Below are 24956 nucleotides of genomic sequence, written 5' to 3'. Positions count from 1 at the left end.
TTTCTCCAAATTTTTCAAACATACTTTCATCCTCTCACAATATTTAGTTGTATTAGAAAGTCGCTCCCTACTTTATTTACAAACTATGTTTACTATCTTGTTTGGAATAACGATGACTTTCTTCAATTCTTTTCCTTCTATGTGTCTTTTCACCTTATCTTGCTCAAGACAAACCTCTTTTATCTTATCTTCTTCTAAGTCTGAAGATACAACCAGATGATCACGCACCTTACCATTAATTTGGACAGCTAACTCAACCTCATCCACAACCAAAGCAGACGGATTATACTCTGGCCAGCTAAGTTCATGCACACTACTTTCATATCCAAGCTGTTCCCATAGCTCTTCTCCAATATGAGGTGTAAATGGCGAAAGCAAGATAACTATTGTCTCTAATCCTTCCCTTACTAAAGGTTCTAGGGGCTTTTTAGAACCAAGGTACTGACCTGTTGCATTTACTAATTCCATAATTGCACTAATCGCAGTATTAAAATTAAACCTTTCTGAAATGTCTTCTGTTACTTTTTTGATAGTATGATGTATCATTCTATAATATTCTTTGTCTTCTTTATCTAGTTCTTCAGGAATAGTTTCTTTCTTTGCATCTTTATTGTTAAAGATCAGCCTGTATACCCTATGAAGAAAGCGATGTGCACCTTCCACACCTTCATCTGTCCAGTCTAGGTCTTTTTCTGGTGGAGATGCAAATAATATGAAAAGCCTCCCAGTGTCTGCCCCGTACTTCTCAATTATTTCATCAGGTGATACTACATTGCCTTTTGATTTACTCATCTTTGCCCCATCTTTATTTACCATACCCTGGGCCAAAAGTCTAGAGAAAGGTTCCTCAGCTTTTGTATACCCAAGATCATACATTACTTTTGTAAAAAACCTAGCATATAATAGATGCAGCACAGCATGCTCTATACCACCAATATATTGATCAACAGGCATCCAGTAATCCAAATCTTCCTTTTCAAATGGTTCTGTTTCTGTATTTGGACTGCAATATTTCATAAAGTACCAGGATGAGCATACAAATGTATCCATCGTATCAGTTTCTCTTGTGGCCTCTTTGCCACATCCCGGGCAAGTAGTTTTATAAAAACCTTCATGATTTTCCAAAATCCCTTTACTTTCTTCATGAAACTGAACATCATCTGGCAGCTCAACTGGCAAATCTTCTTCGGGTACTGGAATTGTCCCACAGCTATCACAATAAACCACGGGAATAGGTGCACCCCAGTATCTCTGCCTAGAAACAAGCCAGTCTCTAAGCCTATACGTTTTAGTTCCTTTACCCCAATTATTTTTTTCTAAGTAATTAGTTATTTCTTTAATTGCTTTATTAGAATTCATACCATCAAATTCATCGGAGTTAACTAGTACTCCCTCTTCAGTATATGCTTCTTCTAGCTCTTCTATCTCTCCTGTAGAGGATATTACTTGTATTATAGGTAGATCATATTTTTTAGCAAACTCAAAGTCTCTTTGGTCATGAGCCGGCACACCCATAACTGCACCTGTACCATATTCCATTAGTACATAATTACCTACAAGTATCGGCACCTTTTTATTATTCACCGGGTTAATAGCATATTTTCCAGTGAAAATACCTTCTTTCTCAGCTTTCTCGGATGTTCTTTCATCTTCCTCTAGGCTTGTTATCCTATCAACAAACTCTCTAACCTCTTTATCTTTATCAGTACCTTCTACAAGAGATTTTACCAAAGGGTGCTCCGGGGCTAATACCATATATGTAACTCCATATAACGTATCAGGCCTGGTTGTAAAAGTAGATATTTTCGTATCATCAAAGCCTTCAACATCAAAATATATCTCGGCACCTTCGCTTCTACCGATCCAGTTCTCCTGCATTGTTTTGACACGTTCAGGCCATCCTTCTAGTTTTTCAAGGTCGTCTAGTAGTCTATCGGCATAGTCAGTAATTTGAAAAAACCACTGTGATAGTTCTTTATTTTCAACATTGCTCCCACATCTCCAGCATATTCCATTTTCCACCTGTTCATTTGCAAGAACTGTAACACATTCTGGGCACCAGTTCACAGGTGCTTTCTTCTTGTAAGCAAGTCCATTTTGATAAAGCTTTAAAAACATCCACTGAGTCCATTTGTAATACTCAGGCGAACATGTAGTCACTTCTCTTCTCCAATCGTAACTTGTTCCAAGAGATTTAAGCTGTTCTCGCATGTGTTTTATATTTTCATATGTCCACTTTGATGGATGAGTTTTATTTTCAATAGCGGCATTTTCAGCAGGCAGTCCAAAAGCATCCCATCCCATGGGATGAAGTACATTATAACCATTCATTCTCAAAAACCTGGCCAACACATCCCCTATTGAATAAACTCTCATATGACCCATATGTAATTTCCCAGAAGGATATGGAAACATCTCTAATACATAATACTTCTTTTTCTTATCGTCTATATCTGCTTGATAATTATTTTTTTCTTCCCATATATTTTGCCATTTTGATTCTACTTTTCCAGGATTATAATTTTCCATTTTCCATCCTCCTTAACCTTTTTCAACTTCAACTTCTTTTGCTTCTCCCCATAATCTTTCTAGGTTATAAAACTTTCTCGCTTCACCGTCGAAGATATGAACTACTACCGAACCATAATCAAGCAGTACCCACTCACCTTTTTTAACTCCTTCATAATTCATTGGTTTAAGGTCTTCATTTTCCTTCAAATTTTCAACTAAGCTTTCTGCTAGAGCTTGTATGTGGGTTGGATTAGTACCAGTTACCAATATAAAATAATTACATATTAAAGTTATATCCTTAACCTCTAATACTAATATGTCTTCACCTTTTTTATCTTCTAAATAGTTTACCATTTTTTTAACTAACATGAAATCGTCTTTCGCCAACTAAATACCCCCCGCTATATGTTAATTTTCCCCAATAATTACAGTCACCATTACAGATGACTCGGGATCAGGTTCGTTTAATAAGTTTGCTCCTTCTACTTCCAAAGCTACTGCCTTTGCTGCACATTTGGGCTTTTTTCTTGATATCACAAGGTTAGAATCAGTATCTTCAGTATCTATAGTAGTATTTATATTTTGGTTATTGTTATTATCGACTTCGACATTTTTCACCATAAACCCTTTCTCACTCAAATGATCCTTGATATTTTCTGCATATTCTTGATTTAAGCCTATAACTTCAACGGTTATCTCCTCTGGTTCTAAGTCTCTTCCTATGTAATTGTCTAATATTGTACTTCCTATGAATTCATCAATATTCTCATGATCTAACATCCAATATGAACTTCCTTCCATACTCTTAGCCTGGCCAGGTATTAATGAAATTTTGTCATCACCTGATAAAATTTCATCTATAGCTTCAAGATATAAGCCGGCCTGTTCCCAGGTCATATTAGTCTCTATGTAATCAGCAATCTCGTTCAAATAACCAGACCTATTCCAAAAACTACTTTTCTCTAAATATTTTTCTCTTATACTTACTATAATATCTTCTTTATTGTATACCCTTTCAAGGATTTTGTCATCTTCACCTGTTTCAGGCTCAAAAGCTGAAGTCTCTATTTCAAGGGCAAGTTTTTCATTTAGTTTTTCAACCAGCAAAGGGTTGATTTTAATAAAATTATGTAAAGGTAAGTTTAATTTTTCTTCCAGGGTATCTAGTAATAGTGGTTCTTTACCCCATTCATAAGCTTCTTTCAAGGTTGCTCTCCCCTGCCCTGGTACTTCTAAATAAGTTTTCCCTGGAATCAATATACAGTCTATATCTGTTAATTCAGATTTATTATCTTCTTTCTTTTCAGAATTAATAAGTAGGAGATAATCCAATTTTCCATCTAGATCAATATTAGCTATTACGGTATTAATTCCCGTTGTCATTTCATCATTTTCTTCTTCATCTAATGAAGCTAGCTCTTTGGTCCAGTTTGAATTTGTTTCTAAATCATTTACGTGTAATGCTGCCCTCAAGGATAGTCCCATAAAAATTATACTAAATATTACCACGGGAAGTAATAAAGCTTTTAACAGTTTCTTTTTCTTAATTTTAACTCGCTTTTTCCCTTTATACTTTTTTGAACGGGGGTATTTATACTTTTTTTTATTTTGCATCTTATGTCCCCCCAGCGCTATTATAATACATAACATAATTTCTAGCTTCAACAGTAACAGGATGAAGTGCCAGACCCTTTCTTATTACATACCAAATTGTATAGTCAAGAGTCAGCTTGAATGCTCTTTCTATGTCTTTTTGGGCTACATCTCTTAACTCCCTAACCTCATTATAATCTCGTTCAGGTTCAAGACAATCTGCTAGAAACACTACTTTCTCTAACATACTCATATTTGGACAGGCTGTAGTATGATATTCTACTGCCCTCAAAATTTCATTGTCACTTATCCCCCATTCACTTTTTATGAGTATTGCTCCAACTGGACCATGAAGTAAGACAGGATTTATTTTCTCAGCTATTTCAAGTTTTCTATTATTATTTATAGATATTTTTACAAGTTCATCATCAGCCAATTCTTTTCCTCTATCATGAATTAAAGCAGCCAAGGTTAATCTCTCTTCATCTATATCAAGACCTTTTGCTAATCTAAGGGCTGTATCTACTACCCTGAGAGAGTGTTCGTAACGCTTTTTAGTAATCAGATCTTTTAATTTGTATTCGTAAAACTCAATATTAACTTTCAAAGGGCATCCCCCTATTTCTTACTTATACAAACCATTTTTCTTAATATACTCTTCAACATTTGAAGGAACTAAGTATTTAATAGACTTTTTTTTCTTGCATCTATCTCTTATATCTGTTGAAGATATTTGCATCAAGGGAATATCCATGTACTTAACCCGCCATTTTATTTTGGGACATTTGCTAATAATATTTTTGTCAAGTTCTTCAAAAGAAAAGTCCGGTCTTCTAGCACAGATAAATGTGCATAAGTCTAAAACTCTCTCGTAATCCTTCCAGGTTGTAATGTCAAGAAGTATATCTAAACCTGTAATAAAATATAATTCGCTTCCTTTAGGTAAAATATTCTGAAAATACTCCAAAGTATGTATAGAATATGATCTGCCCTCACGCTCTAATTCATACCTATTGACAGAAAAGTTAGGATTTTCTATTGTCGCAAGTACTGTAAGCATGTATCTTTCCTCAGCCGCTGTCACTTTTTTGGCATCCTTATGCGGAGGAATCCCCGATGGCATGAACACAACATGGTCTAGCCCAAAATTGTTTAGCGCCTCCTGGGCCAAAATAAGATGTCCGTTATGAATTGGATCAAAGGTCCCGCCCATGATTCCCAGGGTTATCGGCTTATCTTCAATAAAAGCCTCCATTATAATAACACCTCGTTTTTTGATTTAAGCATACTTGTCCTATTATTACCACAAAACAAGTATAACACACCAGATAAAAATAAAAAATATTTACTCGTAATATTCAAACTCAATTTTACCTATTTTTACAACGTCTCCGTCTCTAATACCTTTTTCTTTTAGGAGATCTTCTAAACCAACTTTCTCTATAATCCTTTGAAATTTATCAAATGCTTCTTCATTATCAAAGTCCGTCATAGAAGCTATTCTCTCTAGCTTTTTATTTTTAACAAGGAAAACAGAGCCTTCTTGTCTTTCAATTTCAATAAAATCCTCTTCATTTGTGGTTATCAATTTATCTTCTTTTTCAGGTTTTTCAGTCTTTTGGGCTAATCTATAAGCTTCACTATCTTGTGGCAGTTTCCTCACTTCGATCCCAATAGCGTCCATTAATTCTTGAATACCTTCTTTTGTAACACACGATATATTATATACTGGAAAATTAAATTTTGCTCGCATTCTTTCCAGGTTTTTGCTGGCTGTCTCACCTACATCCATTTTATTAGCTACAACTAGCTGTGGTTTAGCAGCTAGTATTTCACTATAATTTTTTAGTTCTTCATTTAGTCTTTCGTAATCTTCAACAGGATCTCTTCCTTCAAGACCTGACATATCCAAAATATGTACTAACATCTTTGTGCGTTCAATATGTCTTAAAAATTCGTGCCCGAGCCCTTTTCCTATATTAGCACCTTCTATTAAGCCTGGTATATCTGCCATGACAAACCTATCTCCATAAGAAGATTCACAAACCCCTAAGTTTGGCGTAAGAGTAGTAAATGGATAGTCTGCAATTTTGGGCTTTGCTTTTGAAACTACACTTAACAGGGTAGATTTGCCTACATTAGGAAATCCTATTAAGCCAACGTCTGCAATTACTTTAAGCTCGAGAATTAGTTTCTTTTCTTCTCCTGGTTCTCCTTTTTCTGCCATTTTTGGCGCTCTATTTTTTGGTGTAGCAAACTTTGCATTTCCTCTTCCTCCCCGTCCACCAGCAGCCACAACAAATTCTTCCTCCCCGTCTACCAGATCGCATAATATTTCATCCTGTTCTGCATCTTTGACAATAGTTCCTGGTGGAACTTTTACAATAAGATCTTTGCCTCCTCTGCCGTGCTTTTGACTTCCCCCTCCGTGCTCTCCACTTTTTGCTTTAAGTAGATTTTTTGATTTAAGGTCAAGTAATGTGTTAAGCCCTTTGTCTACTTCAAATATAACATCGCCACCTTTGCCACCGTCCCCACCGCTAGGACCGCCATGGGGTACATATTTTTCTCTTCTAAAGGCAACTACGCCGTTTCCTCCATCACCAGCCTTAACATGTATTTTGGCCTGATCTACAAACATATTTAATCACCTTCTTCAATTTTTACTTTTTTTATGTACATATGTATTGCTAGATGCTCTTCCCAGTTATACAATTCTACCTCTTTAAAATCCTTAAGTTTGTCTATTTCTTTTTTCCATGGTTCTGATGGATCATAGACAGTGATAATAATTGGATAATAACCAGCTTCTTCTGTTATTTCACACTCAATGCTGCAGGATGTTATATCATTTGATTCTTCTATATTAATCTTATTAAATATTTTATCTAAAAAACTTGTGATGTTATTAGGGCTTTCATTTATTTTTTCCATATTAGTGTTAACATTAAGTTGAAATCCTATATCTTTATTATTATACTCAACTAGTTGATTTAACAGATAAAGTGTGATTTCAGGGTGATATATTTTTAAAATATTTCCTGTCTCATCCACTTCTAAATTTACTGTGTTTAAATAATCTTTTAATTTTTCAGTTTGTTCTAATTCAGTAAGGCTTTGTATTACTTGAAAGTAGTTTATAAACTCATGGCGCATAGCTCTTAACAATTCTACCATGTTATTATAAGTCTCCTTCTCTCTTTCTTTTAGGTAAAATTCAAAAAAATTCTTAAAGCTTAATGTAAAACCTATCCAGTATATGATAACAAAAAACATAACTGCTAAAAACCAGTAAAAATAAATATAGTATAAAAAAGGAGTTGCAAAAGTTATTATTATACCAATTAATAGTCCTATCAATAACTTCATTTATTACTCTCCTCTCACAAATTTAACAATATCTTCAAAGTTAGTCTTCCAGAGTTAGTCTCAGCCATCCTTTTCCATAATAAGGTAAGTTCAAGCTTATAAAAAAAGCTATCGATCATTATATTTTAACAATGACCGATAGCTTTGATCTTATTACAACTTAATTGATTACCGATAATTAGTTAGCAACAACCTTTTCTTCATCCATTGATGGATATACACTTACTTTTTTCTTTTTCTTTCCTACTCTTTCAAAAGCAACAAATCCATCTATTTTAGCAAAGATTGTATCGTCTTTTCCTATTCCAACATTGTGTCCTGGATATACCTTAGTGCCTCTCTGGCGTACAATAATATTGCCAGCCTTTACTTCCTGACCGCTCTGACGCTTCACACCAAGACGTTTGCTAATACTATCTCTACCGTTTTTGGTGCTTCCTACACCTTTCTTAGTTGCAAAAAGCTGAAGATTCATTAGCATTGATAAATCCCCCCTTCATCTAATATTTTTATCCTGTCTGGATAAGATCTAGCAGTTTGGTACATCCCTACCAAAACTGTATTCATAATTAACTGAGCTTCATTTTTCTTCTCATCAGTTATGTCCTCAGGTATACTACATCTTAGAAAGCCTTTTTCAATCTTTTCACTGCCTTCTATAGAAACTAAGCTATTCAAAGAAAATATTCCTGTCTGGGCCAACACAGAAATAGCTGCACAAACTATATCTTCCCCTTCATCAGCATATTCTGCGTGACCTTTAACTTCATATCCAGTAAGCTCGCCCTCTTTTTTACGTAAGACGTTAATTTCTATCATGAATACTACCCTTTTATCTAGGCTTCAATTTTGTCAATTTTGACTTGAGTATAAGGCTGGCGGTGACCTTTTTTTCTGCGATAATCTTTCTTCGGCTTGTACTTAAATATTACAACCTTATCTCCTTTGCCGTGCTCTTCGATTTTCCCTTTTACTTTTACTCCATCAACAAAAGGAGCACCTATTTTAACGTCTTCTTCATCTTCGCCTCTTACCATCAAAACCTTATCAAACAAAACCTCACTACCTTCTTCTTGTTCCGGTAACTTCTCAACGTTTATTACGTCACCTTCTTTAACCTTATACTGCTTGCCACCACTTTCAATTATTGCGTACACTTTCTTCCACCTCCTGCCCAAAGACTCGCTGCCAAAGGTACCTAAATCAGGGTTTAAGACCTTTATGCAAGCGGTTTACAGAACATTAGTATTTTAGCACGTTAAAATTCTAATGTCAAGTAATGCTATATTCCCATGTTATATTCCCAAATAGGTTTTAAAGACACTTCGTCTATTTCTTTTTCTTTCAAGTTCTGATCATAATATAGTTCCTTTCGAACAAACTTTATACTATGTATTATTTCTTCTAAGTTATTACTATTATATTCACTGCTTTTCTCTAAGATTGCCCTTGCCAATTCATCAGGGCGTAGATTTCCCCTGCTGCCAGATTTGATTAATGCTTCTAATGAATGGTTTTGAATTTGCAGTTTAAATATTAAAGGTTTAATATCTTTTTCTTTTTGTTTTGTTTTTTTACCCTTTTTATCTTTTTTTTGGGTTATTATTTTCAATTCATCGCTATCAAGAATCTCCTTTATAGTTTTTTCTAAGTTCTCCAGAGGCAATACCTCACCAAAGTCCATCTCATATAAAGAAGCATCAATGATAGACATTAGTTTTGGCACAGAGCTAGCTTCTACTTTTTTTAAATCAAGTATCTTAAGACCGTCTGTAAGGTTTTTATTAATCATTTTTACCATGCTATCTAAATCATTTTCGTTGTCTAAATCAATTTCATTATTTTTGGCCCCATCAGCAAGCAAAAATTCCCCATATTCTCTTTCTCCCTCAACTCCCAGCGGAAGGGGTTGAGCAAAAGAAATTTTTGGTTGAGGATTAAACCCCTTGCTAAATTCTAAACTTAAACCAGCTCTTCTAAAAGATCTTTCAAAAAGCCTTACAATATCATGGTGTGAAACCAAAGACATAGGTTTCTTTTTGTGAAACATAAACCAAAATAACAAAGTGTACTGCCTCCCTCTCTCTAGCTCTAGCTATTCAAATTAATTCAGAACAAACACCGCAAATATCGCATTTTTCATTATCAGGACAGTCGATTGTTGTTTTCTCATTTAATGCTTTTTGATACTCTTTTTTTAAGTAATCTTTGGAAACACCACTATTTATATGATCCCATGGTAGTTTTTCCTCAAGGTTTATATCGCGATTTACATAATAGTAAGGGTCTACTTCACTTTCTTCAAATGCTTTTTCCCATATTTTAAAATCAAACATTTCCCCCCAGCCATCAAATTTAGCACCATTCATAAAAGCTCTGTAGATTGTCTCCCCGCATTTTCTATCTCCTTTAGCAAGAAATGCTTCAATATAACTGGTCTCCGGATCGCTCCAGCTAAAATTAATAGATTTACTTTTTAGCTTTTCCCTTAGGTAATTTTGACGGTTATTCATTTCATCCATTGTAATTTGGCCTTTCCACTGAAAAGGGGTATGAGGTTTTGGCACATAAATAGAAGTACTAACATTAAGCTTTAGCCGTTTGGTATTTTTGTTTATTTGTTTATATAATTCTTGTACTTTTTGAACCAAGTTAACCATTGCATCCAGATCATCGTAGGTTTCTGTGGGAAGCCCAAGCATAAAATATAACTTCAAAGTATGCCACCCAGATTCAAAAGCTGCCCTTGAAGCATCTAAAAGATTTTTTTCTGTCACTTTCTTATTAATCACATTTCTAAGTCTTTCTGAGCCTGCTTCAGGGGCAAAGGTAAGGCCTGTCTTTTTTACTTTCTGCACCTTCTTTAATAGGTCAATGGAAAATGAATCTATTCTTAATGAAGGCAGTGAAATTGATACACTCTCATCACTATAGCAATCATTCAGTTCGTTAACTAAAGATTCTATTTCGCTGTAGTCGGCTGTCGATAAAGACGTTAGCGATATTTCTTCATAACCTGTTTCTTTCAAAAATTTATCTGCAATTTCTTTAATCTTGGACATAGAACGTTCTCTAACAGGCCTGTATACCATACCTGCTTGACAAAATCGACACCCTTTACCACAGCCTCTAAAAAGCTCTACTGCAGCTCTATCATGAACTATCTCAATATTAGGAACGAGGGGTTTTTCTGGTATCTGGGTTTTGTCCAAATCTTTAATTACATTCTTTATTATTCTAGAAGGAACATTAGAATGAAGCGGCTCTAATCCTTGATAACAACCATTTTCATCGTATAAAGACCTATAAAATTCCGGTATGTAAACACCTTTTAAATCTTTCAATTCTTCAAGAATTTCCTGTTTATCAAGGTTTTTTTGTATTGATTTGCTATCCATGTTTTTATATATATTATAGATTCTTTCCATTAACTCTATTATTACTTCTTCGCCTTCTCCTATAACAAAAACATCGATGAAATCGGCCAAAGGCTCTGGCATAAATGCATTAGGACCACCAGCAATTATTAGGGGGTCATGATCTGTTCTTTCTTTTTTCTTAACAGGAATACCGCTTAAATGCAGAGTATTTAGGACATTTGTATACGTAAGCTCATATTGTAGTGTGAAAGCTACTATGTCAAATTCTTTTAAGGAAGTTTTGCTTTCTAAAGTAAATAAAGGTATTTCATATTCCTTTAACATTTTTTCCATATCTACCCAGGGGGCATAGACTCTCTCTGCCACAATCCAGGATCTTTTATTTAATATATTATATAGGAGATTAAGTCCCAAATGACTCATGCCTATCTCATAAGTCTCAGGAAAAGATAATGCTATTAAAAGCTTATCGTTGCTCCATTCTTTTTCTATACTATTCCATTCTTTCCCTATATACCTTCCTGGCTTTTCAACACATGGCAATATCTTATCAAGTTTTTGTTGGATATCTTTTCGTTTTACATGGGACATTACTGCGAGTTCCCCCTACTATATTTGATTATTATACATTAGTAACATTGTACATTACAAAAAAGAAACTGTGAATCCAATATAACATAATTAATTATAAAAGTTTAGATATTTTTGTATTAGCTCCTCTGCTAAGTAGTATATCCAAAATCTCCTTTTCTCCTACTCTTCCCCTGACGTACCAATTTCTATCCATTACAGTGACCAGATGATATTTGTTTGGTCTAAATAGTTTAGTTATGTGTTTGATCTCAACATCTTCAAAAGCCAATAATTCCTGACAGTTAACCGCTCCAAAGTTCTGCAACTTTCTTTTCTTTTTAGTCAAATAATTATAATAAACGTATAAAGAACGTTTTTCTTCATTAAGCGCCGCAAAAAATAAAAATATTGCTACAAAAAATATAGTTAAATTTAAAAATTGCCAATACAAAGCCAGTAAACCAAAGACACACATTTTAATAGACAATATTTTGCCCATTAAACACGCCTTATGTGTTGCCTCTCTAAAACCAATTTTATTTGCAAGACGTGCTCGCAAAATTCTTCCCCCGTCTAATGGTAGAGCAGGTAACAAGTTGAAAAATGCCAGGATAAAATTAGCTCTAACAAAGAACTCAGCATGAGAATAATCTATTAATTGATTTTGATAAGCAATGAGACCTAAAAGGGCTAATAATATATTAAAAAAAGGCCCTGCCAGTGCAATTTTTTCCTCTGGTCCAGGATCAGATTCTATCAATTCTTCTATTACTGCTTTCCCCCCAAAAGGGTAAAGAACAATCTCATCAATTGTAAAATTATACCCTTTTGCAATTATTAAATGAGCCGCTTCATGTAAAACAACAATAAAAAATATAACTAGCATCTCAAACAGCATACCCATTAACCCGTAAAACAATAAGAAAGCAACTAAAGACCAATGAATTCTTATTTTCATAGGATACCTACCTTTGTCAAATCAATTAAGATATGTCTTTAAAAAGGCCATAAACTTGATCTAAGTATTGATTTAAGTTCGAAAAATCAATACCTTCTTTTGAAACTGTGTGTACATAGTCAAGTAAATTCTGATTCCAGGAAAAATTAAATTGACTGAATAGCAGCAAAACTAAAAAAATCAAACCAGCAATTATAGCATTTTTAATAAAAACTTTATGAAATGAGCTAATATAATTTACAAACTTTGTTTTAGCTGCCATCCACATTCTATGAGTTATCTTTTGATCTTTTTTGTTATTTAACCTTCTCCTAGTACTTCTCCGGGTAACTTTCTTTTTTTTCCGTCTTTTAAGTTTTTTTCTGTTACTATGCCTCATCCAATTTCACCACCCACATTATAGAGTATGTCCTAGCTAATAATATATATATTTCTGCGGGCGGCATTTATACATAAAAAAATAACCTGTACGCTAACTTGCGCTAGGATTAGTGTACAGGTTATTTTCCACTTAGCCTTTACTAAGTTGTATCCATACCGAAAAACCTGGTGCAAAATGTAAGAGCGAATATTAGTTTTTTATCAATACATCTTGACGAGGAATTATTCAAAATAAGGCCTGATGACACGACGTCATCAGCTAATCGAAGTTAGGACGAGTTCTTGGTTAGGTAGCCTTATTTTGACTAATGACGAGTCTTAGGTGTATCAAAAAACTATTGTATTTGCGACCTAGCTTTTGCACCAGGATTTGTTCTAAAACATTATTTTATCACGTCTCATCCCAACATTTAACACCAGTCCAATAGCCAACATATTGGCTAAATAAGAACTACCTCCATAACTGATAAAAGGAAGTGGTATACCAGTCAACGGCATTAAACTAAGCACCATACCCATATTTACAAATGCCTGAAATAAAATCATTGTGCAAACTCCACCACAAATCAAACGGCCATGTAAGTCCTTTGCAGTAAATGCAATCTTTAAAATTCTATAAACTAGATTGATAAATAACAATATGGTTATAGTCGCCCCAATAAAACCAAGTTCTTCAGCTATTACCGAAAAAATAAAATCAGTATGAGCTTCAATTATAAAATGCAGTTGATTTTGAGTACCTTGAAACAGGCCTTTGCCAGTCAAACCACCCGAACCTACAGCAACAATTGATTGTAATATTTGAAAACCAGCACCAAGGGGATCTACGCTTTCGGGACTCAAAAAAACAGTTAATCTAGCTTTTTGATAATCACTTAAAACAAATAAGTATGCGGGAATTGCACCAGCCGCAAGAATGCCGGCAAGATAGGCGAGGAGTTTTATTTTAACTTTATTAAAGTACAGCATACCAAAATATATCGCAATAAAAACCATAGAAGTACCAAGGTCAGGCTGCATAAAAACCAAACCCATAGGAATAATTACATGAATAAAATAAGGAATCATATCAAAGAAGTCTTCTATTTCATTGCCTCTTGCTGCAAGATATTTTGCCAGAGTTAATATAACTGCAACCTTAGCAAATTCCGATGGTTGAAAATCAAAAAAACCCATGGCAATCCATCTTTGTGCTCCTCCACCTGTTCTACCCAAAAAAGGAACAAATACTAAAGACAGAATTAATATATTGCCGTAATAAATAAATTTAGAAAAATGCAGGATGTTATTGTAATCAATAGTTATTACCATTAGTAAAATGAAAAGCCCCATACCAATAAAAATCAACTGTCTTATCATGTAATAATATGGATCTCCAATAGTTTGAGTAGCACTGTTTACCACAAACACACTTAATACTGATAAAATTAATACATTTATCAGTAATATATAATCAAAATTTCTTAATAGCTTTTTGTCAATCATTTAGCTAGCTACCTCTCCCTATAATTATGGTTACTTTAATTATATTTAATTAAATAGTATAAAACAACAAGAAACTTGCCTATCTCAATAACAGGCAAGTTATCAAAATTTTACCGTGCGGCATTTCGCTTTATTGACTTAACTGACATGTTAGCTTCTAACCTTGCTGTATTTTTTTCTTTAGTTAAATTAATTTCTGTGTTATCCTCGTCTATTTCCATATATTTGCTAATAACTTGCAAGATTTCTTCTCTCATCTCCTCTATTAAGTCTGATGATACATTTGCCCTATCATGCACCAACAAAAGCTTCAGTCTATCCTTTGCTTTTGATTTACTATCTTTCTTCTTTCTGAAATTAAACAATTCGACGTCCCCCTTAGTAATTAGCAATACCTATAAATTTCTTTAATTTTTTAAAGAATCCATTATCATTTTCGAAAGTCATGAGCGGCACCTTTTCTCCAAGCATACGGTTTACAATATTTTTGTATGCTTGAGAGGCTCTAGAATTATTATTTGCTACCAGAATTTCTCCCTTATTGGTGGAAACAATCACCTGCTCATCATCTGGTACAACACCTAAAAGTTCTATTGAGAGTAACTCTATCAAGTCATCAATATCTAGCATGTCCTGGCGTTCAACCATATCTGGTCTAATCCTGTTTATTACAAGACTATAGTCTGTTATTTCTTCTGCTTCAAGAAGTCCGATAATCCTGTCAGCATCCCTGGCTGCAGTAACTTCGGGAGTTGTTACTACTACAGCTTTATTAGCACCTGCTATAGCGTTCTGAAATCCTTGTTCAATACCGGCCGGACAATCAATTATCACATAATCGAATTTTGATTTTAATTCACCAAACAATGCTCTCATTTGCTCTATATTAACATCTGTTTTGCTTCTTGTCTGTGCCGCTGGCAGTAAAAACAACCCACTGTATCTTTTATCCTTTATCAAAGCCTGTTTTAGTCTTGCTTCACCCTCAACTACATTTACTAAGTCATATACAATTCTATTTTCAAGCCCTAAAACCACATCTAAGTTTCTAAGGCCTATGTCAGCATCAACAAGTGCGACAGTTTTGCCCTGGAGGGCTAGTCCAACTCCTATATTTGCAACAGTAGTTGTCTTACCTACTCCTCCTTTTCCACTTGTCACCACAATGACATCACCCATGATAATAGCCTCCTTAATAATTTGCCTATTTTCTTTGCATGTTTTTGTAATCAATAGCTTCTACAACTATCTTATCACCACTTATAAACGCTTTTTCTGGAAATTCAGGTTCTTTTATGTCTTCTTCTGGAGCTTTAGTTATTACATCCGCGATTCTAAGCTGACTTGCCATCAAACATAATGACATAATCATAGCTTCTTTGTCGCCGTTTGAACCTGCATGACATACACCTTTCAAAGCTCCATAAACTATTATATCACCTTCAGCAACTAACTCACTACCGGGATTTACATTCCCTACTACTATAATAGTCCCAGGAAAACTAATCTTTTGACCAGATCTTAAAGTTTTTCGGATAACAATACTTTTATCTATTCTATAATCGTATTCATTTTTACCAAGTTCCTTAGTATAAGATGAAGGTAAGCTAATAAGTACCTCCCCTGACCCGGATATTATTTCTGTTAACTCTAACTCTGTCTCCTGTTTAAAAAAATTTTGTATCAAATCCATCTCCTCAGATGTTAGTTCTTTATTTTTCACCTGTACCCTCACGGGTGCCTTGCTAAAAAAAGATCCAGATCTTTTTAATTTGAATTTCATCTCTTCTAAGGCTGTATTAAAGTCTTCAGATCCGTCAATTACAATTAACATGCCTCTCTTAGTACCTTTAAACTCAACAGTCTCATTAAAATTTCTCTCTATCATATCCTACACCTCTATTGTAATCAATTAATGCTTATAACCTGTCTTTTCTTCTCCTATTCGCCTTTATTAGGAAAATTCCTTCAAGATATGACAAAAAAAGAACTTATAATATAAATAAGCTCTTTTAATAGGTTATCTCTCCAGTAGCATCTTCTTCTATCTCAACTTCATCAATACCTAAGTCAAAATACGAATCTATCAAATCTCTTGCTACAGGGGTTAGCCTTGCCCCAGCAACACCACCGTTTTCAACAATTAAAGCAAAGGCTATCTCTGGATCGTCATACGGTGCAAAACCGACCATCCAACTGTGAGGTTCTCTTCCAGAACCAGTTTCTGCTGTACCCGTTTTGACAGCTACATCAAAAGGGAGATCTTCAGACAACTGACCTGCTGTTCCTCCAGGAAGCGAGGCATCTCTCATACCTTCTCTAACAAGCTCCCATGTTCTCTCATTTACTTCAATCTCTCTTAATGTCTCAGGTGAGCTTTTTTCAATCACTTCATCATCGTCATAAATTTTGTCCACCAAATACGGTCTGTAATGAATACCTTTATTAGCAACCATTGCAGCATAATTGCCCATCTGCAGTGGAGTATATGAATGATACCCCTGCCCCAAAGCTGCGTTCAAAGTATCCCCGGGAAACCAAATACTGTGTTGAGGTTCACTATAAATCTGCTGTTTTATCTCACGGCCAGCAAGATCCCCACTTAACTCACCGCTTATATCCTCTAGGCCTACATAATTTCCAAATCCAAATTCTCTTGACCAGCTGCTAAGTTTATCTATCCCTAATCTATTTCCAAGTTCTGCAAAATACACATTAGAAGATTTGGCCATTGCTTCAACCATCGATATTCTACCGTGAGCTATACCTCCATAGTTCCTAGGGTAAGGTGGTTCCCAGTACCTTCCCTGGTCATGAATTGTTTCTCCTCCAGTAATTTCGTTTTCTTCTAGTGCTGCAACGGCTGTCACCATCTTAAAAGTTGAACCAGGAGGATATTTTTCTCTAAGAACTCTATTTCTAACAGGATTTAGCGGATCGCTTTGAAGCTCATTGTAATCTTTGCCAAAAGTCTCTGGGTTAAATTGAGGAGTACTTACCATTGACAAAATTCCACCAGAGTCTGGATCTAAGACCATCCCGGCAGCACCTTTAGCTTCGATAGAGTCAGGATCCAAGCCATCTTGTCTTGCATCTTCTTTTTTATCTTCTTTTGCTTCAAATCTAGCTTCATCTAACGACTTGGTCAAATCCTTTTGAAGCTCGAAGTCCAGTGTTAGTTGCAAATCATTTCCTGGTTCTGGCTCTTCTTGCCCCATCTCTGTAACAATACTTCCAAACCTATTAACTTCAATCTGACGAACCCCTTCTTCACCACGTAAATATTTTTCAAAGACACTTTCTATTCCACTTTTTCCAATATAGTCACCCGGTCTATAACCTACTTCTCTCATACCATTTTCTAGCTCTTCTCTAGAGATCTCACCCATCCACCCCAACAGATGAGAAGCATATTTTCCATCAGGATAATTCCTTGTAGGCGCAACCTCTATAACAACCCCCGGAAACTCTGTTCTCTTCTCCTCTAAATAACTCACCGTTTCGTAATCAACATCAGATTTTAAAGGTACAGGTTCAAATCTCCTGTATCTTTGAGATGTCATTCTTGCTTCAATTGTTTCTCTATCTATATCAAGGATTTCACTTAATTCATCGATAAAATCATCTTCATCTTGTTCTGGAACATCCATCAACGATACTGTATAGCCTGGTGAATTTCTTGCTAGAACAGTACCTTGTCTATCAAAAATTTCACCTCTTGGTGGAGGTATATTAACTCTTCTCATCCTATTTTCTTCAGAAACTGCTTGATAATGCTCACCATGTACTATTTGAAAATAAAAAAGCCTGGACATCAAAGCAAGTAATATTAAAAAGGAAATAACAAAAAAACCAATCAGCCTCTTCTTAAAAACTTTGTCTTCAGTCATATTTTTCCTCTCCTTTTAAACGTAAGGAAATAAATGTCCACGCCTTTTTACTAACTTTTTGACTTTGGGATATAAGAAAATACCCAGGATTCCAAAAATAAGACTTTGTAAGAATAGATAATCTTGCAAATAATTAAAGAACATTATCTCCACTCTAAAGCCTAATGTGAATACTGTCCATATCAAAACCCAATAAAAGACGTTTGATAATATTAAAAGAAAAAAGACCCCAATGGTGTTGTCTTCCATAAAGTCTTTTTCACCTAACCAACCTGCCACATATACAACCAATAACTTACCCAAAGCATAAACTCCAAGTGCCCTGCCAATCATAAGGTCTTGGAACAGCCCTACACCTATAGCTACAGCAGAGGCTTCGTCTTTGTTGCGCCCATTCATTGAGTAAAGTACAAGCAAAAGCAAAGATATATCAGGTACAATTTGGGAAACATCAGCAATATAAAAACTTACCTGCAATATCACACTTATAAATATCAAAAGGATAAACCAAAACTTTTTCATCTAATTCAAACCCTTATACTCGTAATAATTAAAAACACTATACTTATGTGAATAGACTTTTGCAGTATAATCAATCTTATTTTAAATCACTATTCCTCAATTATGAAAACTTCTTCAAGTTTGTTAAAATTTACTGCTGGTTGTATTATTGCGCGTTTAGTAAAGCCCAACGCTTCTTCTTCTATTTCTTTAATTTCACCTATTTTTAGTCCCTTGGGGAATATAGGTCCTTGACCAGAGGTAATAATAACATCGTCTATCTCTACGTCTTCATCTTTTGGAAGGTTAATAAGCTGAAGTACTCCTGAATTATCCCCAATCCCTTCTGTTATGCCGCTAACTCTACTTCTTTGTACTATACTACTTAATGCACTACCCGGGTCTAAAAGGAGTAAAACCTGGCTTCTATTTCTACTAACCGATGTGGTCCGCCCAACAAGTCCATCATCTGTAACTACCGGCATTTCTTCCCTTATACCGTGGGCTTCTCCTTTATTTATTACAATTAATTGATTCCATGTATTAGGATCACGACCAACTACTTTAGCAGGAATCAAATCGTGTTCTTCTCTTTCTTGAAAGTCTAAGAGCTCTCTAAGCCTTTCGTTTTCCTCTTTTAATTCTTTATTTTCTAGTTCTAGATTTTCATATTCTGTTAGTTTTTCGCTCAATACTTGATTTTCCTGACTTAAATCTCTGATATTGACCAAAAACATAACAAAGCTATTTAAGTTATTGTTGATACTACTTATGAAATCCTGCACAGGCACTGTCACAACAGAAAAAATATTATCTAAATAATCTAGCTCTAGCTGCCCCTGATAAGTAAAACCCATTAGAGCGATTAGCAGTATCGCTATAATGCTGACAATTATACCTTTTTTATATTTTATTAACGGGGAAAACAACAGCAAACACTCCCTAACTTATTTTTTTAGAAGAAATTGCTACCTTACGTAAAAGCTCAATTTCATTCAATGCTTTCCCCGTCCCCTCTACAACACAATCTAGAGGATCTTCCGCTATAATTACAGGCATCCCAGTTTCATCTGCCACAAGTCTGTCTAAGCCATCTAACAAGCTACCTCCGCCTGTTAGAACAATCCCTTTATCCATAATATCAGATGAAAGTTCTGGCGGAGTATTTTCAAGGGTTAATTTTATTACATCAATTATATCACTCACAGGCGGCCTTAAAGCATGATATATTTCTTCCGAATTAACTTCTTGTGATTTTGGTAGACCTTTAACAAGATCACGACCTCTTATCTCTAATATATTATCTTTGTCAGAAGAATAAGCACTACCAATAGATATTTTTATTTCTTCGGCACTTCTATCCCCTATTAACAAATTATATTTTTTCTTAATATACTGGACAATAGCATCGTCCATTTCATCTCCACCAGTCCTAATAGAATTGCTAGTAACAACACCACCCAAAGAAATAGTAGCAACTTCGGTGGTTCCACCGCCAATATCTACTACCATGTTACCTGAAGGTTCATCAACCTGAAGCCCGGCTCCTATTGCTGCTGCCATTGGTTCTTCAATTATATAAGCTTGCTTAGCACCTGCTTGATTTGTCGCATCAAGTACAGCACGCTTTTCAACTTCTGTGACCCCTGACGGCACACAAACCATAACCCTGGGTTTTATTATTGAATTCTTTTTATATGCTTTTTGAATAAAGCTTCTTAGCATAATTTGGGTAATATCAAAATCTGCAATTACGCCATCTTTCATCGGCCTAATTGCAATTATATTCCCTGGTGTTCTACCAATCATTCGTTTGGCATCATCTCCTACTGCCAAAACCTCTCTGGTGTCACTTTTAATTGCAACCACAGAAGGTTCCCTTAATACTATTCCTCTGCCTTTAACATAAACCAAAGTATTAGCTGTTCCTAGATCTATTCCTATTGATTTAGCAAAGTATTTTGTGATTAGACTCATATCTGAGACTCCTTTCAGGAGTGTATTTTCTTTACAGTTTACTATAATATTATAACAACCTATTTTACTGAGGCGCAACATTAAAGTTTATGTCAAATATAGTTATTTTCTTTAAAACTAAAATATTCATTGCTACCGATTATAACATGATCAAGTATTTCTATACCCAAAATTTCACCGCTCTCAAAAAGTCTTTTTGTAAGTCTTTTATCTTCTTTACTAGGACCAGGGTCACCGCTAGGATGATTGTGCACTAGAATGATAGCAGCACTTGACCAGCTTATTGCTTTTCTAAAAACTTCTCTGGGATGGACTATAGAGCTATTCAAGCTACCCATAGAAATAGTTTCTAAGGCTATAATCTTATTTTTTGTATCTAAAAGAACTAAAATAAATAGCTCTCTATTTTCTTTTTGGACTTTAGATATAACCAGGTCATATACATCTTGCGGAGAAGAAATACTTTTCTTTTTTAAAACTTCATGTGCTTTTATTCTAGAAGCTAGTTCAAAAGCAGCAGTAATTCTTACACTTTTTGCTGTACCTATCCCTTCAATTTGAGATAATTCTAACGGAGAGGTTTTGGCTAATGTTGATAAGTCGCTATACTTGTTCAAAAGCAAATCAGCTACTTCTAAAACAGAATGGTTTTTATTTCCAGTTCCAAGCAATATTGCTATTAACTCAGAAGTTGTCAAAAATTCAGCCCCATAGGTTAGTAATTTCTCCCGGGGCAGTTCATCTTGGGGTAATAAAACCTGTTTGTCATTTACTTTTTTCACCCATTTTTATCCCCTTCCAAAAATCAAATTAAAATGCATTATATTTTAATATTAAGGGGTTCGGTTTTGAAGTTGAAAATCTAAAATCACAGAGTGGATCACAAAAAAGTAGTAGTTAAATTCGCATAATTTTAACTGCTACTTTTTACTGTTATGACAGGAATTTATTAAAATAATAACTTAAAAATCACAAATTTTTCACAAGATGATTCACAATAGAAATAAATATTTGTGACGTGAATCGTTTGTGATTTTTAGTGTGAAAATTTCGTTAAAAATTTAACATGGTATTGAAGAAGTTTCAACAAAGTAATATAAGACTTATCTGACATCTACCATCAACACCAAAATTGTCCACTTTTGTGTTAATCAGAAAACTTGGGGTACTTTTTGAGAAGGAAGTTATAAAATATTTCTTTTTAGTGAAACTTTTTGTTGTACTTATCTTGTCTAATTAGTGAAGTAAATTGGTAGCAAAGGAGGCTAAAATAAAATTGACAACTGAAATACAAGTTCAAAAAGCAGTTAAAGGAGATGAAGATAGTTTTGTAAACCTAATACAATCGAGAAAGGAAAAAATTTATCGCATAGCATTTTCATATGTAAAAAATAAAGAAGATGCTCTAGATGTAGTCCAAGAAGCAACATACAAGGCGTACATTTCACTAGATAAACTAAAGCAGCCAGAGTACTTCGATACTTGGCTTGTAAAAATTACTATCAATACTGCAGTGAATTATATTAAATCAAATAAGAAGTACGTTTTTATGGAGAACAAAGAAGTTAGAGATAGTCGGCATAACAAAGATGAGATAGTTGAGATGATAGACTTAAATAATGCTTTAGATGATTTAGAGCAAAAAGACAAAGAAATTATAATATTAAAGAGTTTTGAAGGTTTCAAGTTAAAGGAAATATCAGAAATTCTAGGTTATCCATTAAATACTGTTAAAACAAAATTTTATAGAGGCTTAAAGAAAATTAAAGATAATCTGGAAGGAGGCTATAATTGTGAAGGTTAAGCATAAGCTTCAGAATTTTAAAGAAGATTATTACAAAAGTATTGACATCCCTGAAGAGATTGATGACTGTATAATGAAAGGAGTTGAAAAAGGAATGCAAGAAAGAGCTAGAAAAAATTTCAAAAATAAGGTTAAAAAGATCAGTCTAGGTGTTGCCGCTTCAATTTTGTTACTTTTTACAGTTAGTGTTAATACAATGCCTGCTTTTGCAAATGCTATGCACGATATCCCAATAGCAGGACAGTTAGTGAGGGTACTAGATTTTAGTGAAGCACCCCAGGAAGGTGGCAAAATTACTGATGGAAGTGACGTAGAGTTTATTTCATTGGTCGAAAAGGACAACAAAGAGCACATAGTAATAAACTTTTCTCAGGACATTAAAGAAGAGGAGTTTGCAAGTCACTATGAAATTGATTACAATGAGTACCCATACACTTTAAATTTCAAAATTTCAGGTGTTAGAGAATTTTCTGCTGAAGATGAATTTGAAAAGATGAAGGACGGAAATATGATACAGGATATATATAGATTAATGACACTAGACGATTCTATGGTAAGATTTTCAATTACTATGGATAAGCCTTTCTCATATCAAGTGACAGAATATAAAGAGCCAGGACAGTTAGTTGTTACTTTAGAAGAAAAACCAGAAAGTAAAGAAGAAACTATATACTCGATTAGAAGTAAATCACATCCTTATGGTGAAAAAATTGGAATATTAGAAGAACAGCTATTTTCACTCGATACTAGAAGGATGTTAAAAGATGAAGATGAAGAATTTTTAATAGAAGTAGATTATTTCAATAGTAAAGAAAAAGCAGAAGATAAAAAGAATAGTTTAGCAGAAGAATACCCAGTAATTTCTGATTTTGTAATAGAAAAAAGAGGGACTAATGATATCCCCAAAAGCTATTAAGTAAATGGAGTTTTAAACAAGGTTGATACACATTATCCGATTTATGTGCCTTAAAGATAATTGCAGTTCTCTCATTTTTACTAGAGAGAACTGCAATTTTTTTAATGTGAAAAATTTGTTATTCACCATGTGAATTTTTTGTGATTTAGCTTGTGATTTTCAAATTTCAACTTTAAAATCGAACCCCTTAATTTTAATATCAAAGTGTTCAAGACTTTTAGCTAATTTGGACAAAGGAAGACCAACTACATTGAAATAACAACCATGTATTTTTTTAACCAATAAAGCTCCAAAACCTTGAATACCATATGCTCCTGCCTTATCTGACCATTCCTCTCTTGATAAGTACCTCTCAATTTCGTTTTCTGTCAAATCTCTAAACCATACCGTTGTTTCACAATAGTCTGTAATAACTTCATCATTGTACACACTAACTAAGCTCAGCCCTGTTATAACTTCATGTTTATTCCCATTTAAATTTTGCAGCATTTGTTTTGCTTCTTTTTTGTTGTCCGGCTTTCCTAAAATTTCTTCGTCTAGAACAACAACTGTATCTGCCCCAATAACAATACCGTCTTTAATTTTATTTTTTTTGTCTAGTCTGTTAGATACTTCTAACGCTTTGTTCTTAGCAAATTCTATAGCTAGTTCGCTAGGTGTAAAATTTTCATCAAATTCTTCAACAAAACTGCTAGGGATTACTTCAAAATCCAATTTTAACTGTTTAAGAAGTTCGTATCTTCTTGGAGAAGCAGAAGCTAGAACTATATTTTTCCCCACATTATTACCTCCAAGTATTTAAAATCTACTAAATATCCAGAGTGATATTATTAACCCCAATAAACCGGCCAGGTTAATATTAAACATAAATCCTAGCTTTAGTTCGAAAAAGCTTAAATCTAAGTGCATTGGAGGATCAATGCCTAATGATTGTGATATAGACATAATTGGAATTTGGTCACTTAATAGTGTTCCAAGCAAATTCCCAAGCAATGCTCCAACTGCTAAAACAACTATTAAAAATAAAAGATTATATTTACCTTTCAATGCTGACACTCCTAACTAGAACCTACTACTTTGCTAAGATTATTTCTAACAATCCTTTCTAAAAATATTGTTGCAAGACCTGTAAAAAACCCGGTTGGTATTGCAACAGCTAATAAGTAAGGTAAATATACAAAAAATATTCCAAACTGATTCATGATAATACTTGCTACTACTAACTGAGCTATATTATGACTTGAAGCCCCAAGTAAACTCACACCAATTAAGCTAATTAAGCCTTTATTTTTAAGAAAAATACCAAATTGCATCACTAATGTACTTACAACGGCTCCGGTAAAACTCAAATAAAAAGGAAAACCAAAAATAGTACCTGCTAGCAACGAACCCAAAAATGTCCTCAGTATTGCCACCATTAAGCCATCTTTGAAACCAAAAATAATTAGAGCCAACAGGGTTATAATGTTGGCTAACCCTAATTTGGCTCCAGGTAATACAAAAGGTGATGGAAGAGCCTGCTCTATTAAGTGTAATACTAATGCAAATGTTACAAGTAAAGCAATATAAACCGTTTTATAAGGTCCTTTGCTTGCCATATTTCCTTGCTGTCCCATAT

The 24956-nt window shown here is 34.3% G+C and carries 28 protein-coding genes; 2 read left to right on the top strand and 26 right to left on the bottom strand.

The window, feature by feature from the left end; all coding sequences use genetic code 11:
• Positions 1-72: 72 nt before the first annotated feature.
• From leuS to radC, 23 genes are all read right to left on the bottom strand, one after another.
• Entirely contained in the window at positions 73-2529 is a 2457-nt protein-coding gene (gene leuS / locus ACONDI_RS02180; RefSeq protein WP_241079856.1) for a leucine--tRNA ligase, read from the bottom strand.
• 12 nt (positions 2530-2541) lie between these two features.
• Positions 2542-2898, bottom strand: a complete 357-nt coding sequence (gene rsfS, locus ACONDI_RS02175; protein WP_241079855.1) for a ribosome silencing factor — start codon at positions 2896-2898, stop codon at positions 2542-2544.
• Between the two features lie 21 nt (positions 2899-2919).
• On the bottom strand, positions 2920-4125 hold the full coding sequence (locus tag ACONDI_RS02170; protein ID WP_241079854.1) for an LCP family protein: 1206 nt from the start codon (positions 4123-4125) through the stop codon (positions 2920-2922).
• A gap of 1 nt (position 4126) precedes the next feature.
• Positions 4127-4711, bottom strand: coding sequence for a bis(5'-nucleosyl)-tetraphosphatase (symmetrical) YqeK (yqeK, locus tag ACONDI_RS02165; RefSeq protein WP_241079853.1), 585 nt, complete (start codon positions 4709-4711; stop codon positions 4127-4129).
• Positions 4712-4729: 18 nt separating this feature from the next.
• Positions 4730-5359 (bottom strand): nicotinate-nucleotide adenylyltransferase, encoded by a 630-nt coding sequence (nadD, locus tag ACONDI_RS02160; protein WP_241079852.1) that lies wholly within the window; start codon positions 5357-5359, stop codon positions 4730-4732.
• 90 nt (positions 5360-5449) lie between these two features.
• Positions 5450-6745, bottom strand: coding sequence for a GTPase ObgE (obgE, locus tag ACONDI_RS02155; protein ID WP_241079851.1), 1296 nt, complete (start codon positions 6743-6745; stop codon positions 5450-5452).
• Between the two features lie 2 nt (positions 6746-6747).
• Entirely contained in the window at positions 6748-7473 is a 726-nt protein-coding gene (locus tag ACONDI_RS02150) for a Spo0B domain-containing protein (protein WP_241079850.1), read from the bottom strand.
• A gap of 178 nt (positions 7474-7651) precedes the next feature.
• The gene (rpmA, locus tag ACONDI_RS02145) at positions 7652-7954 is read right to left on the bottom strand and encodes a 50S ribosomal protein L27 (protein ID WP_241079849.1); all 303 of its coding nucleotides are present in this window, start codon (positions 7952-7954) and stop codon (positions 7652-7654) included.
• Positions 7948-8292, bottom strand: coding sequence for a ribosomal-processing cysteine protease Prp (locus tag ACONDI_RS02140; RefSeq protein WP_241079848.1), 345 nt, complete (start codon positions 8290-8292; stop codon positions 7948-7950). Before ACONDI_RS02140 ends, rpmA begins: the two co-directional genes overlap by 7 nt.
• 17 nt (positions 8293-8309) lie before the next feature.
• The gene (gene rplU, locus ACONDI_RS02135) at positions 8310-8630 is read right to left on the bottom strand and encodes a 50S ribosomal protein L21 (RefSeq protein WP_241079847.1); all 321 of its coding nucleotides are present in this window, start codon (positions 8628-8630) and stop codon (positions 8310-8312) included.
• 125 nt (positions 8631-8755) lie between these two features.
• Positions 8756-9538, bottom strand: coding sequence for a TIGR03936 family radical SAM-associated protein (locus tag ACONDI_RS02130; RefSeq protein ID WP_241079846.1), 783 nt, complete (start codon positions 9536-9538; stop codon positions 8756-8758).
• 34 nt (positions 9539-9572) lie between these two features.
• Entirely contained in the window at positions 9573-11444 is a 1872-nt protein-coding gene (locus ACONDI_RS02125) for a TIGR03960 family B12-binding radical SAM protein (RefSeq protein ID WP_241079845.1), read from the bottom strand.
• Positions 11445-11538: 94 nt separating this feature from the next.
• Entirely contained in the window at positions 11539-12384 is an 846-nt protein-coding gene (locus tag ACONDI_RS02120; protein ID WP_241079844.1) for a M50 family metallopeptidase, read from the bottom strand.
• Between the two features lie 25 nt (positions 12385-12409).
• Positions 12410-12763, bottom strand: a complete 354-nt coding sequence (locus tag ACONDI_RS02115) for a hypothetical protein (protein WP_241079843.1) — start codon at positions 12761-12763, stop codon at positions 12410-12412.
• A gap of 377 nt (positions 12764-13140) precedes the next feature.
• Positions 13141-14250: a rod shape-determining protein RodA gene (gene rodA / locus ACONDI_RS02110; RefSeq protein WP_241079842.1), complete on the bottom strand. Its 1110-nt coding sequence runs from the start codon at positions 14248-14250 to the stop codon at positions 13141-13143.
• A 110-nt stretch (positions 14251-14360) separates the two neighbouring features.
• Positions 14361-14615, bottom strand: coding sequence for a cell division topological specificity factor MinE (minE, locus tag ACONDI_RS02105; protein WP_241079841.1), 255 nt, complete (start codon positions 14613-14615; stop codon positions 14361-14363).
• Between the two features lie 13 nt (positions 14616-14628).
• Positions 14629-15429, bottom strand: coding sequence for a septum site-determining protein MinD (gene minD / locus ACONDI_RS02100; RefSeq protein ID WP_241079840.1), 801 nt, complete (start codon positions 15427-15429; stop codon positions 14629-14631).
• A gap of 25 nt (positions 15430-15454) precedes the next feature.
• The gene (gene minC / locus ACONDI_RS02095) at positions 15455-16138 is read right to left on the bottom strand and encodes a septum site-determining protein MinC (RefSeq protein WP_241079839.1); all 684 of its coding nucleotides are present in this window, start codon (positions 16136-16138) and stop codon (positions 15455-15457) included.
• Positions 16139-16262: 124 nt separating this feature from the next.
• Complete coding sequence (gene mrdA / locus ACONDI_RS02090; protein ID WP_241079838.1) at positions 16263-18140, bottom strand: penicillin-binding protein 2; 1878 nt, start codon at positions 18138-18140, stop codon at positions 16263-16265.
• 15 nt (positions 18141-18155) lie between these two features.
• Positions 18156-18662 carry a rod shape-determining protein MreD gene (gene mreD, locus ACONDI_RS02085; protein WP_241079837.1) on the bottom strand — a complete coding sequence of 169 codons (507 nt, stop codon included), beginning with the start codon at positions 18660-18662 and terminating at the stop codon, positions 18156-18158.
• Between the two features lie 89 nt (positions 18663-18751).
• A complete protein-coding gene (gene mreC, locus ACONDI_RS02080; RefSeq protein ID WP_241079836.1) occupies positions 18752-19570 on the bottom strand; it encodes a rod shape-determining protein MreC in 819 nt (272 codons plus the stop codon).
• A gap of 13 nt (positions 19571-19583) precedes the next feature.
• On the bottom strand, positions 19584-20618 hold the full coding sequence (locus ACONDI_RS02075; RefSeq protein ID WP_241079835.1) for a rod shape-determining protein: 1035 nt from the start codon (positions 20616-20618) through the stop codon (positions 19584-19586).
• A 92-nt stretch (positions 20619-20710) separates the two neighbouring features.
• On the bottom strand, positions 20711-21400 hold the full coding sequence (gene radC, locus ACONDI_RS02070; protein WP_241079834.1) for a RadC family protein: 690 nt from the start codon (positions 21398-21400) through the stop codon (positions 20711-20713).
• 494 nt (positions 21401-21894) lie between these two features.
• On the opposite strand from radC, the gene ACONDI_RS02065 reads away from it, so the two are divergent.
• A complete protein-coding gene (locus ACONDI_RS02065) occupies positions 21895-22422 on the top strand; it encodes a sigma-70 family RNA polymerase sigma factor (RefSeq protein WP_241078215.1) in 528 nt (175 codons plus the stop codon).
• On the top strand, positions 22412-23338 hold the full coding sequence (locus tag ACONDI_RS02060) for a hypothetical protein (RefSeq protein WP_241078214.1): 927 nt from the start codon (positions 22412-22414) through the stop codon (positions 23336-23338). Before ACONDI_RS02065 ends, ACONDI_RS02060 begins: the two co-directional genes overlap by 11 nt.
• A 159-nt stretch (positions 23339-23497) precedes the next feature.
• On the opposite strand, the gene ACONDI_RS02055 is transcribed toward ACONDI_RS02060, so the two are convergent.
• Genes ACONDI_RS02055 through ACONDI_RS02045 form a run of 3 tightly spaced genes read right to left on the bottom strand, consistent with a single transcriptional unit; the run spans position 23498 to position 24954 of the window.
• Entirely contained in the window at positions 23498-24118 is a 621-nt protein-coding gene (locus tag ACONDI_RS02055; protein WP_241079833.1) for a Maf family protein, read from the bottom strand.
• Positions 24119-24136: 18 nt separating this feature from the next.
• Entirely contained in the window at positions 24137-24385 is a 249-nt protein-coding gene (locus ACONDI_RS02050; protein ID WP_241079832.1) for a DUF4321 domain-containing protein, read from the bottom strand.
• Between the two features lie 11 nt (positions 24386-24396).
• The gene (locus ACONDI_RS02045) at positions 24397-24954 is read right to left on the bottom strand and encodes a Gx transporter family protein (RefSeq protein ID WP_241079831.1); all 558 of its coding nucleotides are present in this window, start codon (positions 24952-24954) and stop codon (positions 24397-24399) included.
• Positions 24955-24956 lie beyond the last annotated feature (2 nt).

This window comes from Natranaerofaba carboxydovora (assembly GCF_022539405.1).
Classification (GTDB): Bacteria; Bacillota; Natranaerobiia; order Natranaerobiales; family Natranaerofabaceae; genus Natranaerofaba; species Natranaerofaba carboxydovora.
Note: the sequence above shows the minus strand (reverse complement) of the source record. Positions and strands in the feature narration are given on the sequence as shown.

Coding starts and splice junctions, on each gene's coding strand:
- leuS (WP_241079856.1), bottom strand. CDS start 2,529: ATGGAAAATTATAATCCTGGAAAAGTAGAATCAAAATGGCAAAATATA.
- ACONDI_RS02170 (WP_241079854.1), bottom strand. CDS start 4,125: ATGCAAAATAAAAAAAAGTATAAATACCCCCGTTCAAAAAAGTATAAA.
- nadD (WP_241079852.1), bottom strand. CDS start 5,359: ATGGAGGCTTTTATTGAAGATAAGCCGATAACCCTGGGAATCATGGGC.
- obgE (WP_241079851.1), bottom strand. CDS start 6,745: ATGTTTGTAGATCAGGCCAAAATACATGTTAAGGCTGGTGATGGAGGA.
- ACONDI_RS02150 (WP_241079850.1), bottom strand. CDS start 7,473: ATGAAGTTATTGATAGGACTATTAATTGGTATAATAATAACTTTTGCA.
- rpmA (WP_241079849.1), bottom strand. CDS start 7,954: ATGCTAATGAATCTTCAGCTTTTTGCAACTAAGAAAGGTGTAGGAAGC.
- ACONDI_RS02140 (WP_241079848.1), bottom strand. CDS start 8,292: ATGATAGAAATTAACGTCTTACGTAAAAAAGAGGGCGAGCTTACTGGA.
- ACONDI_RS02125 (WP_241079845.1), bottom strand. CDS start 11,444: ATGTCCCATGTAAAACGAAAAGATATCCAACAAAAACTTGATAAGATA.
- ACONDI_RS02120 (WP_241079844.1), bottom strand. CDS start 12,384: ATGAAAATAAGAATTCATTGGTCTTTAGTTGCTTTCTTATTGTTTTAC.
- ACONDI_RS02115 (WP_241079843.1), bottom strand. CDS start 12,763: ATGAGGCATAGTAACAGAAAAAAACTTAAAAGACGGAAAAAAAAGAAA.
- rodA (WP_241079842.1), bottom strand. CDS start 14,250: ATGATTGACAAAAAGCTATTAAGAAATTTTGATTATATATTACTGATA.
- minD (WP_241079840.1), bottom strand. CDS start 15,429: ATGGGTGATGTCATTGTGGTGACAAGTGGAAAAGGAGGAGTAGGTAAG.
- minC (WP_241079839.1), bottom strand. CDS start 16,138: ATGATAGAGAGAAATTTTAATGAGACTGTTGAGTTTAAAGGTACTAAG.
- mrdA (WP_241079838.1), bottom strand. CDS start 18,140: ATGACTGAAGACAAAGTTTTTAAGAAGAGGCTGATTGGTTTTTTTGTT.
- mreD (WP_241079837.1), bottom strand. CDS start 18,662: ATGAAAAAGTTTTGGTTTATCCTTTTGATATTTATAAGTGTGATATTG.
- ACONDI_RS02075 (WP_241079835.1), bottom strand. CDS start 20,618: ATGAGTCTAATCACAAAATACTTTGCTAAATCAATAGGAATAGATCTA.
- ACONDI_RS02045 (WP_241079831.1), bottom strand. CDS start 24,954: ATGGGACAGCAAGGAAATATGGCAAGCAAAGGACCTTATAAAACGGTT.